The following is a 20,016-nucleotide window of genomic DNA, read 5'->3' as shown; positions in this document are numbered from 1 at the left end:
GGAAGAACTTTTGTAAGTAACTTAAGCAAGCTAAATTAGAAAAGTTTAGTCTAGATTGGGTATAATTCAAAACCTTGTAGAGTTATATATAACGTCTCTACATTATGCACATGATATTTAAGTGCGATCGCTCACTCCGGCAAAAATTCACTACTCAAAACTTCCTCAGAACTATAAGGACAAATTTCGGGAAACACCTCCACAGAAAGTCCAGTTTCTGCGATCGCTTGTTCCACAGCATCCTCATAACATTCGGCAAAAATTTCTGCTAAAAAAGGTTTAAGACTAGGCGAATCTTTCAAAGCTTTACGAATGCGTCTACGATGTTCATTAATACTACCTCTCCAGCTACCACTGCGGAATTCTGGCTGATATTGCCATTTCAGTAAGTGAGTCATAATTACTGTTAGATTACTTTCTAAACTCCTGCGTTCACTTTTTCCCATGTCCTCAATTTCTTCAATCAAATTTTCCCAATCAATGTGAGAATAATCACCCAGTCGCAACTTCGCTACGGTGGTTTCAATCCATTTCAAATAATCTGTTTCGTACAAAGTTTTACTCATGCTGCACTCGCTTTGCCAAACTGAGTTAAGAACCGGAACGCTTTCACTACAAAAGTAGCACAGGTATAAGGAGAAGTTTCATAAAACGATCGCCAAGCAGCTGCTTTATACTCATCATAACGATCGGCTTTATCAGGAAACTTATCCAAAAATGCTAACCTGACAGCATGACCAATTAACACATCTAAAACGATGTAATCTTCAATTTTCAAATCCGGGTTACGTTCTGCAATTGCCGATAATTCCATTAAGGCTTCAATGTTAGTTTGGCGGTACTCTGGCGCAACAATTTTATTCAATAAATGCTCAATTTGCAAAGCAAAGTTCTTTTCTCCGGGAGTCATTTCCGCAAGCAACAATTCACTATCTAAACGGTTGCGTCTTTCCAATTTATCGCCAATTACTAAACCTTTGCAATGTTTCAATAGTTGCCAAACGCGAGGATAAAAATCTTTCGGGACTCGGTTTAAAGCGCCATCTCTTTGACGTTTTTGCAACCATTTGCCAGTTTGTGATTCTTCTTCTTTTTCTGGAAGTACAACCCATTCAATATCTGTTTCTGATTGTTTGACGCGCAAAGATTCTTGTTGACGTAACAACTGATTCATATCTTGATAACCAGCAATTACTTGACGCACACGGGTTTTTACTTCAAAGGGGCTTAATGTCATTAAATGTTCGTGTGCTTCATCTTGGGTAATTTTTAATTCCTGTGCTAATTCGCTGGTAATTAACAGAATTAAATACCCAACTCTTAAGGTTAGCAAACCATTAAATAAGTCTGGTTCTGACTTGATTAGTAAACCAATATAGATTAAAATTTCTTGGGTGAGGACGCGATCGCGAATATCTTCCCCACAAAACTCTTCAATTTTATCATTAATTTCATGGTGCGACATTGGGCGAGTAATTAACGAAGCTTCACTATAAGCTTTACCCACAGAAATCTGCTTTTGTCTCACTAAAATATCCGTCACCGCATCCGATAACCCAATATCCACCATTCCCCTTAAACCTGCGGTGCGACGAATTACCGTCCAATGAATTGATGCCTGGTTAAATGTTTGATCTGCTACACCTCTAACTGCTTTTTCGTAAATTTCCTTGAGTAAATCTGCTACTGTAACCGGATCTTTTGACCCTCCAAAACCCGTGTCAAAATTTACACCTTTTAACCTAGATAAAGCTTGTAATAACTCTATTTGTTCATAAATGTTTTGCGACTGTCGTAAACAATTAATCAAGAATTTAGTATCAGTTTCGTACTCTAATCTGCATTCTTGAGTATGTCCCAAAGGCCAATTTTTTTCCGATTGATAAGTCAAATAATACTTAACTGGCGCAGTATTTTGCACTGGAGATTGGCTAAATTCAAACTCATGGATAAAATCAATTCTTTCTTTAGCCGATGTTTGGACAAATTGCCGTAAATTACCTAATTTTACCTGCACGCCATTGCAATAACCAGAGTTGAGTTCTTGCATTAATGCTAACAATGCTTTACTTCCAGTTTCTAGCATGGAATGAGTTAACAGTAAAGTCATTGTTGGTCGTCCTAATTCCGTCCAATTTCGTTGAATATAAGCTAGTTCACTTCTGATTTGATCTAGCAAAAAATGGTAATCCAAGGTTAAATAAAACTGTTGTTTGTCCAAAAATGCAGGTAAGAAAACAATTGTTTCTCCGCGAACTCGGAAAATTCTCGAAGTAGTTAAACTGCGTAATCTTCGCACTGGACGACCTGTTAAACTTAATTTATCATTGCGACCAATTTGGGTGTAAACTGTTGATAATTCACTGGCTTGACGGACTTGAATTGGTTCTACTTGTCGGGGTGTTTGGGTGGGTATTCCGTAATCTGCTAATTTGATTTGTAAGTCTTCATCTTCGGCTAAAAGAGAAATTTGTACTAAAGGTTTAGATTCTTTTCCTGTACATAAATGTCTGCCTAAAGGGTCAATATCTCCGATCGCAATTAACCCTTCACTTAATAACTGTCCTAAATAATACAGACTTTGTGCCCAAACTAAGGGAACATTTTCGTTAGGTAAGCGAGTTTGGCTTTGCGGATGCGATCGCTCAAATTCTATCCTATCCTTCGGCACATAATAAAGTTCTGGTAATAACCGCAAACCATCCCTTTCTACCAACAAACTTTCTAACTTTTGTTGATAATCTTCCGCCTGTTCCTTATCCCGGCGAAACAAACCATCTAAAAATAAATAAGTGAAAAACAAAGGCCATTCGCATTCTATATTTTCAAACTGCTTTAATTCCCAAGGTTCATAATGCAAACGGCTATGATCTTCTATAGTTGTTTGATGTCCATCTCTTAAAAAACGTTTACAACCGTAACGACCTGCTAATTTGTCGATAATTTTCTTTTTAGTGCGTTCCACTAACTGTTCATTTTCCACAGCAAACGCTGGAAAACTAATTACACTCAACAAAGCAGCATCCACTTCCTTAGAGCTAGATTCCCTTGGTAAAATTGACTTTAAAGTAATTCTCGCTCTAGCAATCTCATCAGGTAAAACATGAATTACCGAAGCTTGACTTCCCCTAATCCCAAACAAATCTAACCCATTAATTGCTTCTAAAGCTGCTTTCGCCATTCCCACCGAACTAGCATTTAATTCGGGATTTCCTCGATTAATCTTATTACCTCTTTCCCATAAACCGTAATCTGGTGTTCGATAAGCTCGCCCGATATAATAAACTAAATTCTGGACAAAATTCACCTCATCCAACGTATAAATAATGTGTAATCCTGAAGCAGTCATTTGTGCCAACATCAGGAGAAACAGCGAAGTTGCATCTAACTGCAAATGTCCCCACTGATCGTCACCAACCACAATATCACCACTGTTAGTATTGTATTTGGCGTGTAAAGCATCTAAAGGTGATTGAGTTTCTTTAAAACGTTCGACTTTGTGAGACTGACGCATCATGCAAAACAACAGTCCTCGCATCAATTTAACGACGCTTTTTTCTAACTCAAAACCGCGTCCAAAGTCATCATTTAATTTGCGATATCCTAATGCTAATCCCCAAACCGCCAAAATACTATAAACATTGTCTCTCACCCAAGCATCTGTATAATCTCCATGAGCATTTATAGCTGTAGAGGCTGGTAGTAAACCTGTAATCGCATTTTGCCGATTCAGAATTACTGTTTGAATTTGCTGATAGTAATAATCTAAGCGAGTTTGCAGTTCAGAAAGCTTGTTTGACATCATAATTTTGGCGATCTTGGCGGATTAATTACCCGACGGCTTGAAGTTAATTAAAGAAATAGAACCACACCAGATTTCAGCGGTGTAGCTTAATATTTAGTAACTTTGCCTTTAGCTAGTGTATCTGTTTCGGCTAACTAGTAAGGATTTTCACGGTAATTTTAAATCTCTTTTGTAAATTTTTGCACAATCTTTAGAAAAAATCAACCGATCTTTCCGTTAACTTCAAGGATAATTTTGTAGAACATAAGTAGGAAACATAAACAATTCAATTTTGCCCCATAAATTGTGAAATTCTTCAATTCAGAATAAAAAGTAGGTGACGGATATGTGTACTAAATACAATAGAAATAATTCGCCTTTTGTTCGCATTGTTTACTCTAAAGTAAAAGTTAACGGTAAAGTAGAATTAGTTCCCCTGGAACTTTATGCTGATGGTTCTGTGAAAAAAGCGGTTTGAAGACAGTTGATAACTGGTACATTAAAAAAGTACGTTGTTGCGCTTGGACGCGAGATTTGGTGTCCAAGCGCAACAACGTACATAGAACAAAACCAGAGAAGAAACAACCGAAATAGGCTTGAATTTTTTTGTGGAACTACACAGCAATGCAGCGTCAAGGTAAACTATCCTGCATAGAGACTGTGAGGAGAGTTTGTGCAAGAACAAATCATTACTAAGACGCTTAGCTTTTCCGTACTAGGATTACCCATACACTTGTTAGATAATTACCCAGGTTGGCTAATCGCGCAGTTGCACCAGCAATTAGGCGGGCACGTCATTACTCTAAATGCAGAAATGACCATGCAAGCAGAAAAAAACGCCAAATTAGCTGAAATTATTCAGCAAGCGGATTTAGTCATCCCTGATGGTTCTGGAGTCGTCCTTTACCTTTGGTTGAAAGGTAAAAAAGTGAGGCGTTGTCCGGGAATTGAGTTGGCAGAAACTCTTCTGTTGTATGCAGGTCAATTAAGTAAACCAATGCCTGTATTTTTCTTTGGTGGTGCGCCAGAGGTAGCGGCTAAAGCAGCCGAAATGTGGCAGCAACGTTGTCCGAAATTGGCGATCGCAGGTACTCAACACGGCTATCTCTCAACCGAAGAAGAATTAACCTTGCACCAAACTTTAAAAGAACAACAACCCGCTGTAATTCTTGTTGGTTTGGGGGTACCACGTCAAGAATTATGGATCGCCGAAAATCGTCACCTTTGTCCGAAAGCAATTTGGATTGGTGTAGGTGGTAGTTTAGATATTTGGGCTGGGACAAAATCTCGTGCTCCTGCTTGGTTCCGAGAAAATCATCTAGAATGGCTATATCGGCTTTACCAAGAACCTTGGCGCTGGCGGCGAATGTTAGCTTTACCCCAGTTTGCTTGGAAGGCTTTACTAAGCAATTTTTCCCCTAAATAGAGACGTTGTAAAATGGCACATCTCGATCAACGTCGTTCTGAAAATGTTAACGGCGATTTTTATGTCGATCGCACCTGCATCGACTGCGATACTTGTCGGTGGATGGCACCGTCCGTTTTTCATCAAGCTGGCGAACAATCAGCAGTTTATCATCAACCTGCCAAACTTAGCGAAAGACGGAAAGCGATGCAAGCTTTATTGTCCTGTCCTACCGCTTCCATTGGAACAGTTGAAAAACCAAAAGATATTAAAGAAATTCAGGAAACTTTTCCGATTTTAGTGGCGGAAAATGTTTACCATTGCGGCTACCATTCTGAAAAATCCTTTGCTGCTGCTAGTTATTTCATCACTCGCCCAGAAGGGAATATTTTGATAGATTCTCCCCGTTTTGCCCCGCCCCTTGTCAAACGTTTAGAAGCAATGGGTGGGATTCGTTATCTGTATTTAACTCACAAAGATGATATAGCAGATCATCAAAAGTTTCAGGAACATTTTGGTTGCGATCGCATTTTACACCAAGATGAAATTACTGCTGGAACTCGTGATATAGAAATTCAACTTTCTGGTACAGATCCCATTGAATTTGCACCAGATTTGTTAATTATTCCGGTTCCCGGACATACCAAAGGTCACACAGTTTTACTTTACAAAAACAGCTTTTTATTTACTGGCGATCACTTAGCTTGGTCTGATAGATTACAGCAATTGTATGCTTTCCGAGAGCATTGTTGGTACTCTTGGTCAGAACTAATTCAGTCAATGGAAAAACTAGCAAATTATCAGTTTGAATGGGTATTGCCCGGGCATGGCAGACGCTATCATGCTGATAAAGAAACTATGAAAATGCAGATGGAAAAATGTATTAGTTGGATGAAACATCGCTAGGGGGGAAAGGGGAAAAGGGGGAAAGGGGGAAAGGGGAAAAGGGGAAAAGGGGAAAAGGGGAAAAGGGGAAAAGGGGAAAAGGGGGAAAAAGGGAAAATTTTTAACTATATCTAAAACTCCTCCTACCTGCCCATCTCCCTAGTTCCCAGTCCCTAGTCCCTAGTCCCCAGTCCCCAGTCCCCAGTCCCCAGCTTTTACATGGCAATTCGCTGTTGTTGCCGCTGTTTAATTCTGGCTAAACTACCTGTGGGAATCGAGTTAATTAACTGGCGAGTGTAGTCTTTTTTCGGTTCGCGGTAAATGATATCGGCAAGACCAATTTCTTCAATTTTGCCGCTATTCATTACCATTATGCGATCGCTCATAAACTTAACCACACTTAAATCATGGGAAATAAAAATGTAAGTTAAGCCAAACTCTTCTTGAATTTCCTTTAACAAATTCAACACTTGAGCTTGTACAGAAACATCTAAAGCGGAAACAGATTCATCACAAATAATAAACTTTGGGTTTAAAGCTAAAGCACGAGCAATACAAACCCTTTGCCTTTGTCCCCCGGAAAATTCGTGAGGATAACGCTTCATAAAGTCGGGATTTAAACCGACTCTTTCTAACAGATAAGCGGCGCGATCGCGTCTTTCCCGATCGTTTTTCCCGATTTTATGAATTCGCAAAGGTTCCATTACCGCATCGCCTATTTTCATTCTTGGATCGAGAGAACTAAACGGATTTTGGAAGACAATTTGCATCTCTCGGCGCAACTTTTGTAAAGGCGCACCACTCAAATTTGTAATATCCCGACCTTCAAAGAAAACTTGACCGCCAACTGGTTCAATTAAGCGCAATAAAGTCCGAGCTAAAGTAGTTTTACCACAACCCGATTCGCCCACCAAACCCAAAGTTTCACTCTTATAAACATCAAACGAAATACCATTTACCGCCATAATATAACGTTTCGTTTTGCCAAACATTCCCCGCACCGGAAAACCGACTTGCAGATTTTTGATTGACAAAATTGGTGCGTCAGAAGTATGCACTGGTGAGTGAGGACGAGAAACTGGGAATCCAGTTGGTGAAACTTCTATTTGTTGCTCTAAATCTTGGATTTTTTCTTCAATTTTCCATTCCCCAGAATCAGTTTCTACCACTTCCATATAATCAGAAACCGTGGGTAGATAGCGCATATTGCGTTCTAAACTGGGGCGACAAGCTAATAAACCTTTGGTGTATGGATGGCGAGGAGCCGAAAAAATTTGCCAAACTGGGCCGGATTCAACGATTTTTCCGCGATACATGACAGCTACAGTATCAGCAATTTCGGCAATTACGCCTAAGTCGTGAGTAATAAAAATCATCGACATTCCCCGACCTTGGCACAATTCGCGCAACAGTTCTAAGATAGTTGCTTGAACGGTAACATCTAAAGCGGTAGTCGGTTCATCAGCAATCAACAATTTGGGATTACAAGAAATCGCCATTGCAATCATGACTCGCTGCATTTGTCCCCCGGAAAGTTCGTGGGGATAGCGATCGAGCATTGCCAATTTCTGCTGATTAATATATTGATTAATTTCCCTTTCGCTAATATTAGCTGTTCGATCGCTACCAGGAGAATTTGGCGATTCTTCCTGTCTGTGATTTGCTAAAAAACTTTCCTGCAACTGTTCATCACTCGGCAGCAATTTCACTTCTTGTAACAAAGAAACTGCTAACCTTCTAGCTTGCGCTTGAGAAACATTTTGATGTAGTCGAATTGCTTCGGTAATTTGAAAACCAATAGTATAAACTGGGTTCAAAGAACTCATCGGTTCTTGAAAGATCATGGCAATTTTACCACCCCGATACTGCTGCTTACTTCTTTCTGGTAATTGCAGCAGATTCACAGCTTCGGTATCTGCAACTGAATCTTGAAACCAAATTTCTCCCGACACCCTGCTTGGACTCGGTACCAAACCCATGACAGCTAAGGAAGTGACTGATTTGCCAGAACCCGACTCACCGACTATTCCCAGAGTTTGCCCCGGTTTGACTTGAAAGGAAACATCGTCAACAGCTGTTGTAACTACAGGTGTTTTACCTGTGCCTTTGGCGAGGAATTGAACTTGTAAGTTGCGAACGTCAAGAACGGTGTCAGTCATGGAAGTCAAGCATCAAAATTAACCACATCTTAACAGTGCAGAGGCTTTATTTGTAGGGTGTGTTTAATGCTGTCGGGTTGGGCGATCGCTCCATCAAAGCACGCTTCCAAAAGTAAAACGGTGCGTTACGTTACTACTAACGCACCCTACAAATAATCCAAATAACTGTTACTCCCCTATTTTCTGGCAATTTAGGTCAAAATCAGGATTTTTTTGCCATTATCTCGGCATGACGTTATTTGGGTTATTGGTTTGTCTAAGTTGGGCATTGGGAGGCAAATTAGTGTTATTAGAAACTTTATTAAACACCATAGCTCCTTTACCAAAAGTACCTGGTCTAGGTTTTCCGGCTTCAATGCCTTGTAACTCCATTCGCAGTTGACCGTTAGGAGTAAACTCAAAAATTGTTTGGGCGGTTTTATTGTTACTGGTGGTCAAGTCTAAGTGCATTGGTTTGGTACTTGTGGAAGCAACTCGGTAGCGCAGTTGTAAAGCTTGAGCTTTTTCTGAGCTTGACGGCAAGACGATAAATAATTTACCATCTGGCCCAAAAATAAAAGTGAGATTCTGAGTAGAAGAAACTCGGCTTTGCCAACTTCCCACCAATTTCTTGTTGATGGGATTTGCAGCTTGCTTAGTTTGGGCGGTTGGTTGGGCTACGGATGGCAATATTTCAAGGTTAGTGCTGACTGTAGCAATTAAGCCCAGAATTAAGCTAGAAACCAGGAGTTTCCCGAAAATTGGTACTGCGCCTGAAGAATGAAGATTGAGGATAGGGTTACGCATGGTGTTTCCGCAGAGATATCAACTAGAGATTACTGGCACATCTATTGCTAATTTGGTCAATAGAAGGCTAGTCTTTGTCAAAGACGCAGTAGTTACCTCATTTGTGCCAGAGGTGAATTGCGTCTCTAAATATGCTTGGGGGTCATCTTAGCAAACCCATCGTCAATTAATAATAACAGCAGGAGATTTTTTCGGTATAGTTGAGTTTCAGACAAAATAAAAAAATCTAAACTTTAATCAAAGCGTTTTTATTCGGTTAGACAGTTTGTGGGGAGTAACTCTCATGGTTGCGGAAGTACAAAAGCCTAATATGCAAAGCTTGCAAACAAATGCGATCGACTTGTTAGGACAAGTTGGTTCGTTGTTACATCGTGTTAGTACGGCGCTGAGTTCTGATACGGCTAGTGAAAAGTATGCCAAGTTTCAAAGAGAAGTTACAGATGCTACTCGTAATGTTTCAGATTTAGAATTGAGAATGGCAATAGTTGCGCCGATGAAAGCGGGTAAATCTACGATTATTAACGCGATTGTTGGTCAGGAATTATTGCCGAGTCGTAATGCAGCAATGACAACTTTGCCTACGGAGATCATTTTTGATCCGCAATTAGCTGAGCCAGTTTTAACTTTAACTCCGCAAATTCAAGATGTTTTTCGTGACACTTTTACGGCTTTACAACGCAAAATTGCTGAGTTAGGTTTAGACCGAGTGCAGGAAAGAATGGCGCAGTATCCGCACTTGGCAAAGTTACCAGAAAAAATTCAAGGGATGACGGGAATTTCTATTGAAAATAAAATTTCTGGTCGGTTGTCGATTATTAATAGTTTACGGGCTTTGAATGATATTATTCGCCTTTGTAGTGTTTTAGATCCGCTTTCCGATCCTTTACAATCGCTGATTGATGTACCAAGAATTTATTCTCCTTTTTATCGATCGGGAATTACAGATCGAGCCGATATTGCGGGTAAATTAGTAATTGTGGATACTCCGGGACCGAATGAAGCGGGGGAAAATTTAAAGCTAGTAAATGTAGTTGGGGAACAGTTACAGGCGAGTTCGGTAATTTTAATTGTTTTGAATTTTACGGAGTTGAATACTAAGGCGGAAGAGGAAATTAAAAAGGATGTGGAACGGGTAATTCAACTGCGGGGAAAGGATAATTTATATGTTTTAGTGAATAAGGTCGATCAGCGGAAAGAGGGAGATATGACTCCCGAACAAGTACGTCAATTTGTCGCCGCGGAGTTTGGAATTGGGGAGGGATCGCAGAACGATCGCGTATTTGAAATTTCGGCAAGATGGGCGTTTTCGGCGGCGAATTTTTTGGGAGAGGTGCAGCAACGTCCGGGTGCGGAAGTGGCACAATTGAAGACGGCGCGATCGCTCGCTCAAGATGTTTTTCCGTTAGATTGGGAAGAAGAATTAGAAGATACTACTGTCGCTCAATTACAAAAGAAAGCCGAAAAACTGTGGAATAAATCTGGCTTTGATGCCTTTTTAACTAATGCGGTTAATGCTTTAATGACTGAAGCAGCACCCCGTTGTATTACTTCTTCTTTAAACATTGCTAAAGGTCGCTTGTTAGAACTTTTAGAAGATACCCAATTACGCAGTCGAGCTATTAATGAAGATGGGGATAAACTGCGGTGGGAAGTTGCGGCATTGGATGAAGATATTAATAGCATTGAAAACTGCCGTCACAGCTTACAGGAAATTGAACAACTCAAAATTGATTTGCAGGAAGAATTGAATAAAATTTTAGAAAGTCTGCAACAAGAAGGTAAATTAAGCGTCGAAACATATTTGCTACAAGACGATCGACAAGTGGCAGATTTTGTGGAAAAAGGTGGGACAACTGGCAGAATTTTTGCTAATTGGATCTCGCAACAAAAGCAAGAAGTAGCAACTGAGTCTAAGCGACTAAGTTCAATGGAATTTACTACTTTAAGGGAAGCAGAAGAATTTGCCGCTTTAGCTGTAGCTTATGCCAAACGCCGAGTAGATTTGTTATTGGAAAAAGTGCAAGAAAATACTGGTCAAGTAATTGATGAAGCTCGGCAAAAAATGATGAATTTCTTAGATGAGCAAACTAGACCAATTATCGATCGAGCTAGAGAAAGATTAAATGAAAATTTCCATTTGAATCTGTCTTTACCTAATCTGAGATTTCAGTCGGATTACTATATTGATTTGAATAAACCTTTAGTAATTCGCCATACTCGGAAAATTGACCAAGGTTATAGTGAAGTTGTCAGGACAAAGCGATCGTTTTTTCACTTTATGTGGTTAGTGCCTTTTGAAATTACCGAAAAAGTGAAAAGACCGCATAAAACCGAGAATTTTTACACGGTTTCTTTGCAAGGAATAATTTACGAAATTAACAAGTTGATTGACCAAAGAATTAGTGACATTAAAAATGGCATCAGTCAATATTTAGATGAAGATTTTCAGCAAAGAATTGATGACTTTTTTAATGATTTGGATGGTTACTTAAATAACTATCGTAATAGTTTAAAACAGGCGCAAGTAGACCAACAGCTTTCTATTGAAGCTAAAACTAAGTTAATTGAGGCGCTTAATTTCTTAGTTCCAGAAGTTAAAGAACAGGTGAAGAAAGCTGATAGTTATCTCCAATATATGCAAGAATTAGTTGCTAATGAATAGCACAATTCTTGATGAAAAATGAGAATTTTACTCGTAGAGGACGATCCGGAACAATTAGAACCTCTAGCAGTCGCACTAACTCAAGTGGGACATTTAGTTGATGGAGTAGAAGATGGTGAAACTGCGAAGTGGTTAATTTCGGAAAAAGATTATGATTTGCTAATTTTAGACTGGATGTTACCTGTAATTAGCGGGATAGAACTTTGTGGCTATTATCGTAAAATGGGGAAAACTGCGCCAGTGTTAATGTTAACCGCAAAAGATACGATCGCAGATAAAGTAACAGGTTTAGACGCTGGCGCTGATGATTATTTGGTAAAACCTGTAGATGTGATTGAGTTGTTAGCAAGGGTGCGGGCGTTGGGGAGGCGATCGCCTTTGTGGACAGGTGATACACTAAAATTAGCCGATTTACAATTAAATTTAAGTAATTTGACAGTCGAACGTGAAGGAGAAACTGTACAACTTTCGGTGCGAGAATTTCAAATGTTAGAGTACTTAATGCGCCATCCAAATCAGATTTTAACCCGCAATCAAATAGAACAAAATATTTGGCAATGGGGAGAAGAACCGGAAAGTAATGCTGTGACAACTTTGATCCGAAGACTGCGACAAAGATTGCAAATTATTGGTGCGTCAGAATGGGTAGAAACGGTTTATGGAATGGGTTATCGTTTCCAAGCAAATCAATGATGATTAAATATTATCATCTTTGGCAAAAGATACCAGTTAAGCAACGAGGACTGTTAATTATTTCTATTCCTTTTACTTGTTTAATTGCGACTTTGGTAACTTTTGGTTGGTTAAAACTTAGCTTGGTGGAAGATGAAGCTTGGGTAAAACATACGCAAAGAGTGCGTTTAGAAACTAAGCGTTTAGTCACAGGTTTAATCGATGCAGAAACGGGAATGCGCGGTTATGCAATGACCGGAAGACCAGATTTTTTAGCTCCTTATAGTCAGGCGATCGCTAAAATTCCCAAAAACTTAAAAATGCTGCAATTCCTAGTTTCTGATAATCCCCATCAATCTAAAAAAATTAAAGAAATTAAAGTTTTAGTCCAGCAAAATTTGACGCTAATGGAAAGAAAGCTAGCGCAAATGGATGCGAAAGTTACCCCCGGAGGATGGATAAGTAGAGAACAAAATCAACGCGCAGAAATTGATGAGGATGTATATTATCAATCTCCCTTGCAAGGGCGTTTTTCTTACAGCGAATTGTATGATTGGTTAGCAGAATGTAAAGTATTAATGGATGCAGCAAGACAGAAAATTGCTTTGTTTCAAGCGGAAGAAGAACGATTATTACAAGTCAGAAAACAACATTTAGCTTTTTATCAAACTCTGGGTTGGTTAATTTTATTTAGTTTAACATTAATTGGGATTATTGGCGGTTTTTTAACAGTTCATTTATTCTCGCGTTTAGAAAAAGAACTGGCTTGGGAAAGAGGCAATTTACAAGCAAGTAATGTGAAGCTAGAAGCAGCTTTAGAAGCTCAGTTAGAAGCTGAACACAAGTTACAAAATGCTTATGAGCAATTACAACGTTTTACGGCTAATGCTTCTCATGAACTCCGTGCCCCGATCGCAGCAATTTTAAGTAATGCTCAAGTTGGTTTATTAGCACCTCATGAAGACTCAGTTCAGCCGAGAAAAAGATTAGAAAAAATTGTCGATTTAACGAAATCAATTAGTAATTTAATTGCTAATTTATTATTTTTAGCTCGCTACGAACAGTTACCGGAAACAGTGACGGAGATTAATTTAAATGAGTTGCTTTGGCAAATTGTCGATCGCTGTCATGAAGAAGTAACCGCCAAAAACTTAAAGATTATTTGGGATTTACCAAAAATTCCTGTGTTGATTAAAGCCGCACCGGATTTATTAGAACAAGCAATATTTAACTTGGTGCAGAATGCTTGTAAATATACTCCCGAACAAGGCAATATTACCATTAGCTTATTTACAGATTTATCGGAAGTTTGCTTACAAATAAAAGATAGTGGAATGGGAATACCGTCAGCAGATTTACCGCATATTTTTGAGCGTTTTTATCGAGTCGATCGAGTGCGACAAAAGACGACGGGTGGTTTTGGTTTAGGATTAGCGATCGCTCAACAAATCGTACAACTTCACGGAGGTAAAATCAGCGCCACAAGCAATTTAGGAACAGGATCGACCTTCACAATGAGACTATCGCTGTAAAAAAGGTACGTAGTTGCGTTTCAGCGCCTTTCTTTAGCACTGAAGTGCAACTACGTACAATGTTTTTGAGTGCGTCATTTTTTTGTCACATTTCCTTTGTAACTTGATAATTAACGACAGTTTACCAACAAGGAAAGGTAAGGTAACTATGAACTCAAAAACATTACTTAGTTTGCTACTAGCTGCAAATTCTAACTTGTTAATTCCCGTATTTACTAACGCCGCCACATTAGAAAGTATTTCGGAAAATAATTCTCAAGTTGAAAGAGCAACAATGCAGATGGAAATTAGAGAGATTAACCAAAGAAATCCCAGAGAAATTATTTTATCTAATCGTGATAATCAAGATTTTAACAATGATTACGATCGCGATCAAGGTCGTGGTCGTCGTCGCCGCTAACTGAATCAAATTTATCATGAGATGGGCAATTTGTCCATCTCAAAAGTTTAAATTACAAAATGCGATCGCCATCCCCATGCAAACTCTATCTTCCCTACTTTATCCTTACCCAACACAGAAATTTTTTGCAGAAAATTGGCAAAAACAAGGCATTGTAATCTCCCAGCAAAATCAGGAAAAATTCCAGCATTTATTTTCCTGGAAACAACTTAATTACCTGCTCAATTTTCACAAACTAACCTATCCTAACATTCGTTTCTCATTGGACGGAAAAACCTTACCCGAAACCACCGGGGAAACTTGGTTAAAAAACTTCCAAAAAGGAGCGACAATGATTATCGATGAAGTACATGAATTAGTACCAAAACTCGCCGAATTTACCACCGCTATTCATGCAGAAATTGGTCACAAAACCCAGATTAATTTATATTGTTCTCCCCCAGAACAACAAGGTTTTGATTGCCACTATGACACCCACGAAGTTTTCATTTTACAAATTGATGGTGCAAAAGAATGGTATCTTTTTTCCGATACAATCAAGTATCCTTTATCAGAAAATCGTTCTGATGGAAAACTACCACCTGATGAACCACCATATTTAAAAACTGTACTTACTCCCGGTGATTTACTTTATATTCCTCGCGGACATTGGCATTATGCTTTAAGTTTAGATCGACCTTCTTTACATTTAACTTTAGGCATTGATTGTCACACAGGGATTGATTTTTTAAACTGGGTAGTTGATGAATTATTAAATGAGTCCGAATGGCGGGAAAATTTGCCAATTATTCAGGAGAGAAACACCGTTGAATTGCAGGAGAAATTAGAAGATTTAATTACTAATTTAATCGGTTATTTGCAAGATCGGGAAGCGAGCAAAAAATATGCTGATTACTTAAATACGTTAACTCCTCCAGTAGCAAAATATTCATTGCCATTTCAAGCAGGTTTTGGGATTTTCGATCGCGGTTTCGACACCCAATTTACTCGCCCCAAATATCAGCAAGTTAGAGTTGTAGAAATTAGCGATCGAGAATACAACATCACCGTTGACAATCAATTAATCTCCTTAAAAGGAGTCCCTTTACAACTAATTGCTAACATCTTCAATCATTACAAATTCAGCCTTTTTGACTTAGCAACATGGGCACCCGACTTAGATTTAGAAACAGAAGCTATCCCCCTACTCTCTCAGTTAGTCATAGCAGGAATCATCTTTGTAGAAACAGATAGTTAATATTTGTAGGGTGCGTCAGACACAAATCTAAGTCACAGCATCAGTGTGAAACTTTCTGACGCACCCTACCCTTTCAACTTCCCTAACCAACCAACTGCCAAATTCCCTTAAAAATATCAACAAACCAGCCAGATTATCAGAAGGATTAATTGCTAGTTCTAAAGCTTTTTTCATATATCTTTCTTGGGTTGGATAATGTTTATAAAATAACAAATAGCTAGGATATAAATCTCTAGTATAAACCTGTTCTCTTAACATTACTAATTCTAAACCCGTCCTCACAATCCGCTTCATAATCCAAGCACAACGATCTTTAATAAACTTAAAATAAAAAATATCGTTATTTCCCAAGCACTGCAACTCATCTTGTAAAATTTCTAAGTCTTCTCCTAACTCAAAAGCATGGCTTACCATCTCAATTCCTGGTTTATAATTCGGTAAACTCAGAGTTAGATCGTCACCGAAAATACATAAACTTTGAGTTTTAATTAACATTTTTAAAGTAGATTCTGATTCCATAATTTCTTGGTAGCTCACACAGAGAAAATCAACATTTTTACAAAAAGGATATTGATGTTTAATTTTTCTGCAAGCTAGCCGAATTTTTGCTAATTGACATTCTTCTAAGTTTCCCGAAATTACAGCTAAACTGTCCAGATCCGAAACTTTAGGAATTGCCTTTCCTCTGGGAACAGAACCGCGAATATATATGCTGTGTAATTGGTTGGCGAAAATTTCTAGATAAGCAATTTTTAGATCGGCAATAATTGCTGTCCAAGGTGGTGAAATTTTCTCAAAGCTACAGGGATTGATGATAAATCCTTGGGCATCGGTTGTCAATAATTCACCAGTTTTTAGAATAGCATTCATATTGATTCAGACTATCTCTAGTTAATGATACATCGATAATCATCTCATTGGATAAGCATAAATATTAATTTATTCACTTGTCACTTTTCTGAAACATTCTCCTTTTATCTTAGTAAATGAAAGCTATGGAACAATTTTAGTAGATGGTTCACCGGATGGAGATAACCCTGTTAATGTTAACCCTGGTGAGCAACTTACCTTAGTTGGAAATATGGATGATGATGATTTTGATGCTTTTACTATTACTAAAGCTGAGGTTCAGTAACTCAAGTCGGTGTTTTAGGACAAGATTAAAAGAATTAAGAGTTAAGCCCCATCACCTAAAAAACCTGGTTTTTCGATCGGAGAATTAGGTTAAGAAACTAGGTTTTTCCCTCTAAGTTGTTCAGTTCCCTGTTGATGTAAAAAATGAGAAAATTCTTAATTTTGGCTGTTAATGGTTTTGGCTTGAGCTTGCTTACAGGCTGTTTACAACTACCACCAAATCCATCGGAAATGGAGGAAATTTCATCTTCACCTTCTGAGTTATCAGGTGCGACTTCTCCAGTTACTCCTGCACCGAGAAAAACTGAGAGTATGGCATTTGTGGGAAATACTCAAACACCAGTTTCGATCGCCACTTTACAGCAAAATTCCCAAACAATTACTATTTCCGGCACAGTTAAAAGTGTGGTTGGTAATGAGTTTACTGTCAATGATGGCACGGGTGAATTGATTGTCGATCCTGGCCCTCGTTGGTGGAAGAAAATCAACGTTTCTCCAGGGGAAAAGCTGACAGTTATCGGTGAATTTGATGACGATGAACTCGACGCTTTTAAAATTATTCGATCGAACGGCGAACAAATCAAAATTCGCGATCGATCTGGCCCACCTCCTTGGGAAAGTCGAGATGATTAGTCAATTGATTTTAGGCGAAAGCACTGTCATAAACTACTTTGCCATAGTCGAGTTTGATAATGCGATCGCCTAAATCAAAATACTGATCGTCGTGACTAATTACTAACACCAATTTACCTTTATCTCGGAGTCTAGGCAAAAATTCTGTGTAAAACAACTCTTTAAAAACTGGGTCTTGATCTGAGGCCCATTCATCAAACAGGTAAATTGGTCTATTTTCTAAATAAGCAGTCAACAATGCTAATCTTTTCCGCTGTCCTTGAGAAAGTGCTGTGGTGGAAAGTTTTCCATTTTCTACTGTTACTTTGTGGTCAAGTTGCAGTTGGCGTAAATATGTTTCCGCGACGGAATCAAGATCGTAGTGAGCAAAACCTAACAGTCTTTCAAATAAGTAAAAGTCAGAAAAAACGACGGAAAAATGCTGACGATACCATTCCCGATTTTGTTTATTAATTTGTCGATCGTCTAAACAAATTTTGCCAGATTCGGGAATATAAAGTCCGGTAATCAGTTTAGCTAAAGTAGATTTACCGCTACCATTTCCGCCAATTAAAAAGACAACTTCTCCCGGTTTAAATTTTAAGTCAATTGGGCCAAGGATAAATTCTAGGTCTTCGCGATCGCTTCCATAAGCATGAGTCACTCCCTGCAATTCTAAACTATGCCAACTTGGTTGTAAACTTTGATTACCAGACTCCACAACTGCTGGGATAACTGCTTCTCCTTCAGCAGAACTAGCCAAAGCTAAACCTAACACCTCAATTTTTTTGAAAGCGACATCTGCTTTAGTTAATAAAGGTAATTTATTCACAATCAGTTCCATTGGCGAAATCATATAAGTGAATGTCAAGACATAAGCGGTGATTATTTTTGGGTTAATAGTAATTAGATTAGGCAATAAAAATAAAACCGCACCAATGGCAAAGAAAAAGATTAATTTACCCCAAATATTATGAATTGCAAACAGCGATAAACCCCGAAAACTATGTCGGCGAAAATTCGCCGCTGTCACTGTTAAATCTTCCTCTAAAAAATCTTGACGGCGCTGGTAATTTAACTTTAATTCCTTGACTCCTTCGGAAATTGTGCGAAAATTACTAAAGAGTATATCTTGTTCTTCACGGGCTAGTGCTAGTATTTCTCTGCCTTTTTTGAAGAACCAGTTGGTACTGGAAATAGCGATCGCTAACAACACCAAAATCATCAGCAAAACTTGCGGCGACAGCCAAGTAATATAAAGTAAACAGCCACCGACGATCGCTAAATTAATACAAATCAAAGGTAAAACAAAAACCGCCTGAGAAATCGCTTGCACATCCTCCGTTAAAGTCGCCAACAATCTTGGTGTCCCTAATTTTTCCAACTGACTTAACTCCGAAGCGAGAATTTGCCGACTTAACTGCAACTGCATTTGGAAAACAGCATCCTGAGCTAACTTAATTAACACCACTTGAGAGAAAATACTCGTTAGCAACACCACCACTACCAAGCCGATAAAACCCCAAGCCAGCACTGCCAATGAAAAGTGACTATTGTTACTGACTGCATTCCCGATCAGAGCGATCAAACCAGCCGTACTGCCACCACTTAAAAAACCTGTGACAATAGCCAGAGTGACCATTTTCCAAGAAGATTGCAACAGAAAATAAATTATATTCATAATAAATTGCTAATTAGGTGTGATGGAGAATTTTTCTGATGGAGCAATTACAAACACAATTGATACATAAGTTACCTAGTTTTTCGATAGTGATCGAAACGGAAAATTTGGCTAATGCTAATCCCAAAGATTTAGCGAAATCTCTGAACTCACTCGCCAATCAGGAGGTATCCCCCAATTTAGCTAACGAGGTCTTGTTACTTGAAAGTGGCGATACACCTCCTGAGTTACTCAAACAGCTTTGTCAACAGTATCCTTGGATCAAAGTTCACTACACCAACGCTAAGATTAGCTATTACGGAGCCAAAATGCTGGGGGCGGAACTAGTGACAGGGGAAATAGTAGTTTACTGCGATTCTGACTGCATCTACCAAAAAGATTGGCTCAAAAATATCTTGACTTCCTTTACTCAGGGGGATGACATCGCAATCGTAGCTGGAGAAACAGTAACTAGAGGTAGCGGCCCTTATGGTACAGCAATGGCTTTGAGTTACATTTTTCCCCAATATTCCGAGAAAAAAAGTTTAACTAAAACATCCCAATACTTTTTGAATAATGTCGCTTTTCGCAAAGATTTTTTTCTCAAACATCCTATTCCTTTAGATCTTCCCTTGTATCGTGGCAATTGCGTGATTCATGCTTATAATTTACTTGAGCAAGGTTACACAATTTGGCAACAACCGCAAGCTAAGGCAAATCATGCACCTCCATCGGGGCTTTCGCATTTTTTCTGGCGTTTTTTACTGATGGGACATGATTATTTCTGGCAAAAATCTCTGTTAAAAACCGCTATTTCTACTTCGGGTAAATCTTACTCAACTTTAATGTTGGACACGAAAAGTAAACTGCAAGCTTTCTGGGAAAGACTCAGCGGTATGTTAATTCAACAACCGCTGCATTTAGTTTACTTGCCTTTTGCTATCCCAATTATAATTAGTTCGATCGCACTAATTGTAATCGGTTATCTGATCACCGTTTTTCAGCCCAATTACTTACTGAATACTTATCAAGTAGGGGAAGAAAAAGACTTAATTTTATCAAGTTAAGGTGAGATAAGGGAAGTGGGA

The 20,016-nt window shown here is 38.7% G+C and carries 16 protein-coding genes; 10 read left to right on the top strand and 6 right to left on the bottom strand.

Annotated features, from left to right (window positions below; all coding sequences use genetic code 11):
• Window positions 1-131: 131 nt before the first annotated feature.
• Complete coding sequence (locus ACE1B6_RS19815; RefSeq protein WP_413258981.1) at window positions 132-566, bottom strand: DUF29 domain-containing protein; 435 nt, start codon at window positions 564-566, stop codon at window positions 132-134.
• Window positions 563-3,805 carry a glycoside hydrolase family 15 protein gene (locus ACE1B6_RS19810; RefSeq protein ID WP_459563065.1) on the bottom strand — a complete coding sequence of 1,081 codons (3,243 nt, stop codon included), beginning with the start codon at window positions 3,803-3,805 and terminating at the stop codon, window positions 563-565. The genes ACE1B6_RS19815 and ACE1B6_RS19810 overlap by 4 nt, the downstream gene beginning before the upstream one ends.
• Before the next feature lie 325 nt (window positions 3,806-4,130).
• On the opposite strand from ACE1B6_RS19810, the gene ACE1B6_RS19805 reads away from it, so the two are divergent.
• The 3 genes from ACE1B6_RS19805 (at window position 4,131) to ACE1B6_RS19795 (ending at window position 6,095) form a co-directional block, all read left to right on the top strand.
• Window positions 4,131-4,262 carry a hypothetical protein gene (locus ACE1B6_RS19805; protein WP_413258980.1) on the top strand — a complete coding sequence of 44 codons (132 nt, stop codon included), beginning with the start codon at window positions 4,131-4,133 and terminating at the stop codon, window positions 4,260-4,262.
• 195 nt (window positions 4,263-4,457) lie between these two features.
• Entirely contained in the window at window positions 4,458-5,210 is a 753-nt protein-coding gene (locus ACE1B6_RS19800; RefSeq protein ID WP_413258979.1) for a WecB/TagA/CpsF family glycosyltransferase, read from the top strand.
• A 12-nt stretch (window positions 5,211-5,222) separates the two neighbouring features.
• A complete protein-coding gene (locus ACE1B6_RS19795) occupies window positions 5,223-6,095 on the top strand; it encodes an MBL fold metallo-hydrolase (protein ID WP_413258978.1) in 873 nt (290 codons plus the stop codon).
• A gap of 194 nt (window positions 6,096-6,289) precedes the next feature.
• On the opposite strand, the gene ACE1B6_RS19790 is transcribed toward ACE1B6_RS19795, so the two are convergent.
• A complete protein-coding gene (locus tag ACE1B6_RS19790) occupies window positions 6,290-8,233 on the bottom strand; it encodes an ABC transporter ATP-binding protein (protein WP_413258977.1) in 1,944 nt (647 codons plus the stop codon).
• Between the two features lie 219 nt (window positions 8,234-8,452).
• Complete coding sequence (locus ACE1B6_RS19785; protein ID WP_413258976.1) at window positions 8,453-9,019, bottom strand: hypothetical protein; 567 nt, start codon at window positions 9,017-9,019, stop codon at window positions 8,453-8,455.
• A gap of 283 nt (window positions 9,020-9,302) precedes the next feature.
• Between ACE1B6_RS19785 and ACE1B6_RS19780 the strand changes: the two genes are divergently transcribed.
• The 5 genes from ACE1B6_RS19780 to ACE1B6_RS19760 all read left to right on the top strand — a co-directional run bounded on the left by ACE1B6_RS19780 (window position 9,303) and on the right by ACE1B6_RS19760 (window position 15,522).
• Window positions 9,303-11,681 (top strand): dynamin family protein, encoded by a 2,379-nt coding sequence (locus ACE1B6_RS19780; protein ID WP_413258975.1) that lies wholly within the window; start codon window positions 9,303-9,305, stop codon window positions 11,679-11,681.
• Between the two features lie 18 nt (window positions 11,682-11,699).
• Complete coding sequence (gene rppA / locus ACE1B6_RS19775) at window positions 11,700-12,374, top strand: two-component system response regulator RppA (protein ID WP_413258974.1); 675 nt, start codon at window positions 11,700-11,702, stop codon at window positions 12,372-12,374.
• Window positions 12,371-13,885: a CHASE3 domain-containing protein gene (locus ACE1B6_RS19770; protein WP_413258973.1), complete on the top strand. Its 1,515-nt coding sequence runs from the start codon at window positions 12,371-12,373 to the stop codon at window positions 13,883-13,885. Before rppA ends, ACE1B6_RS19770 begins: the two co-directional genes overlap by 4 nt.
• Window positions 13,886-14,033: 148 nt before the next feature.
• Entirely contained in the window at window positions 14,034-14,285 is a 252-nt protein-coding gene (locus ACE1B6_RS19765) for a hypothetical protein (protein WP_413258972.1), read from the top strand.
• 16 nt (window positions 14,286-14,301) lie between these two features.
• Complete coding sequence (locus ACE1B6_RS19760) at window positions 14,302-15,522, top strand: JmjC domain-containing protein (protein WP_413258971.1); 1,221 nt, start codon at window positions 14,302-14,304, stop codon at window positions 15,520-15,522.
• Between the two features lie 27 nt (window positions 15,523-15,549).
• Here the strand turns inward: ACE1B6_RS19760 and ACE1B6_RS19755 are convergent, their stop codons facing one another.
• Entirely contained in the window at window positions 15,550-16,392 is an 843-nt protein-coding gene (locus ACE1B6_RS19755) for a nucleotidyltransferase (protein ID WP_413258970.1), read from the bottom strand.
• Window positions 16,393-16,800: 408 nt separating this feature from the next.
• On the opposite strand from ACE1B6_RS19755, the gene ACE1B6_RS19750 reads away from it, so the two are divergent.
• Window positions 16,801-17,289 carry a NirD/YgiW/YdeI family stress tolerance protein gene (locus ACE1B6_RS19750; RefSeq protein WP_413258969.1) on the top strand — a complete coding sequence of 163 codons (489 nt, stop codon included), beginning with the start codon at window positions 16,801-16,803 and terminating at the stop codon, window positions 17,287-17,289.
• A gap of 10 nt (window positions 17,290-17,299) precedes the next feature.
• On the opposite strand, the gene ACE1B6_RS19745 is transcribed toward ACE1B6_RS19750, so the two are convergent.
• On the bottom strand, window positions 17,300-18,949 hold the full coding sequence (locus ACE1B6_RS19745) for a cyclic peptide export ABC transporter (protein ID WP_413258968.1): 1,650 nt from the start codon (window positions 18,947-18,949) through the stop codon (window positions 17,300-17,302).
• 89 nt (window positions 18,950-19,038) lie between these two features.
• On the opposite strand from ACE1B6_RS19745, the gene ACE1B6_RS19740 reads away from it, so the two are divergent.
• Window positions 19,039-19,995: a glycosyltransferase gene (locus ACE1B6_RS19740; RefSeq protein ID WP_413258967.1), complete on the top strand. Its 957-nt coding sequence runs from the start codon at window positions 19,039-19,041 to the stop codon at window positions 19,993-19,995.
• The last annotated feature ends 21 nt before the right edge of the window (window positions 19,996-20,016 follow it).

It is taken from the genome of Floridaenema fluviatile BLCC-F154, from assembly GCF_041929135.1.
GTDB classification, from domain to species: Bacteria; Cyanobacteriota; Cyanobacteriia; order Cyanobacteriales; family Aerosakkonemataceae; genus Floridanema; species Floridanema fluviatile.
Note: the sequence above shows the minus strand (reverse complement) of the source record. Positions and strands in the feature narration are given on the sequence as shown.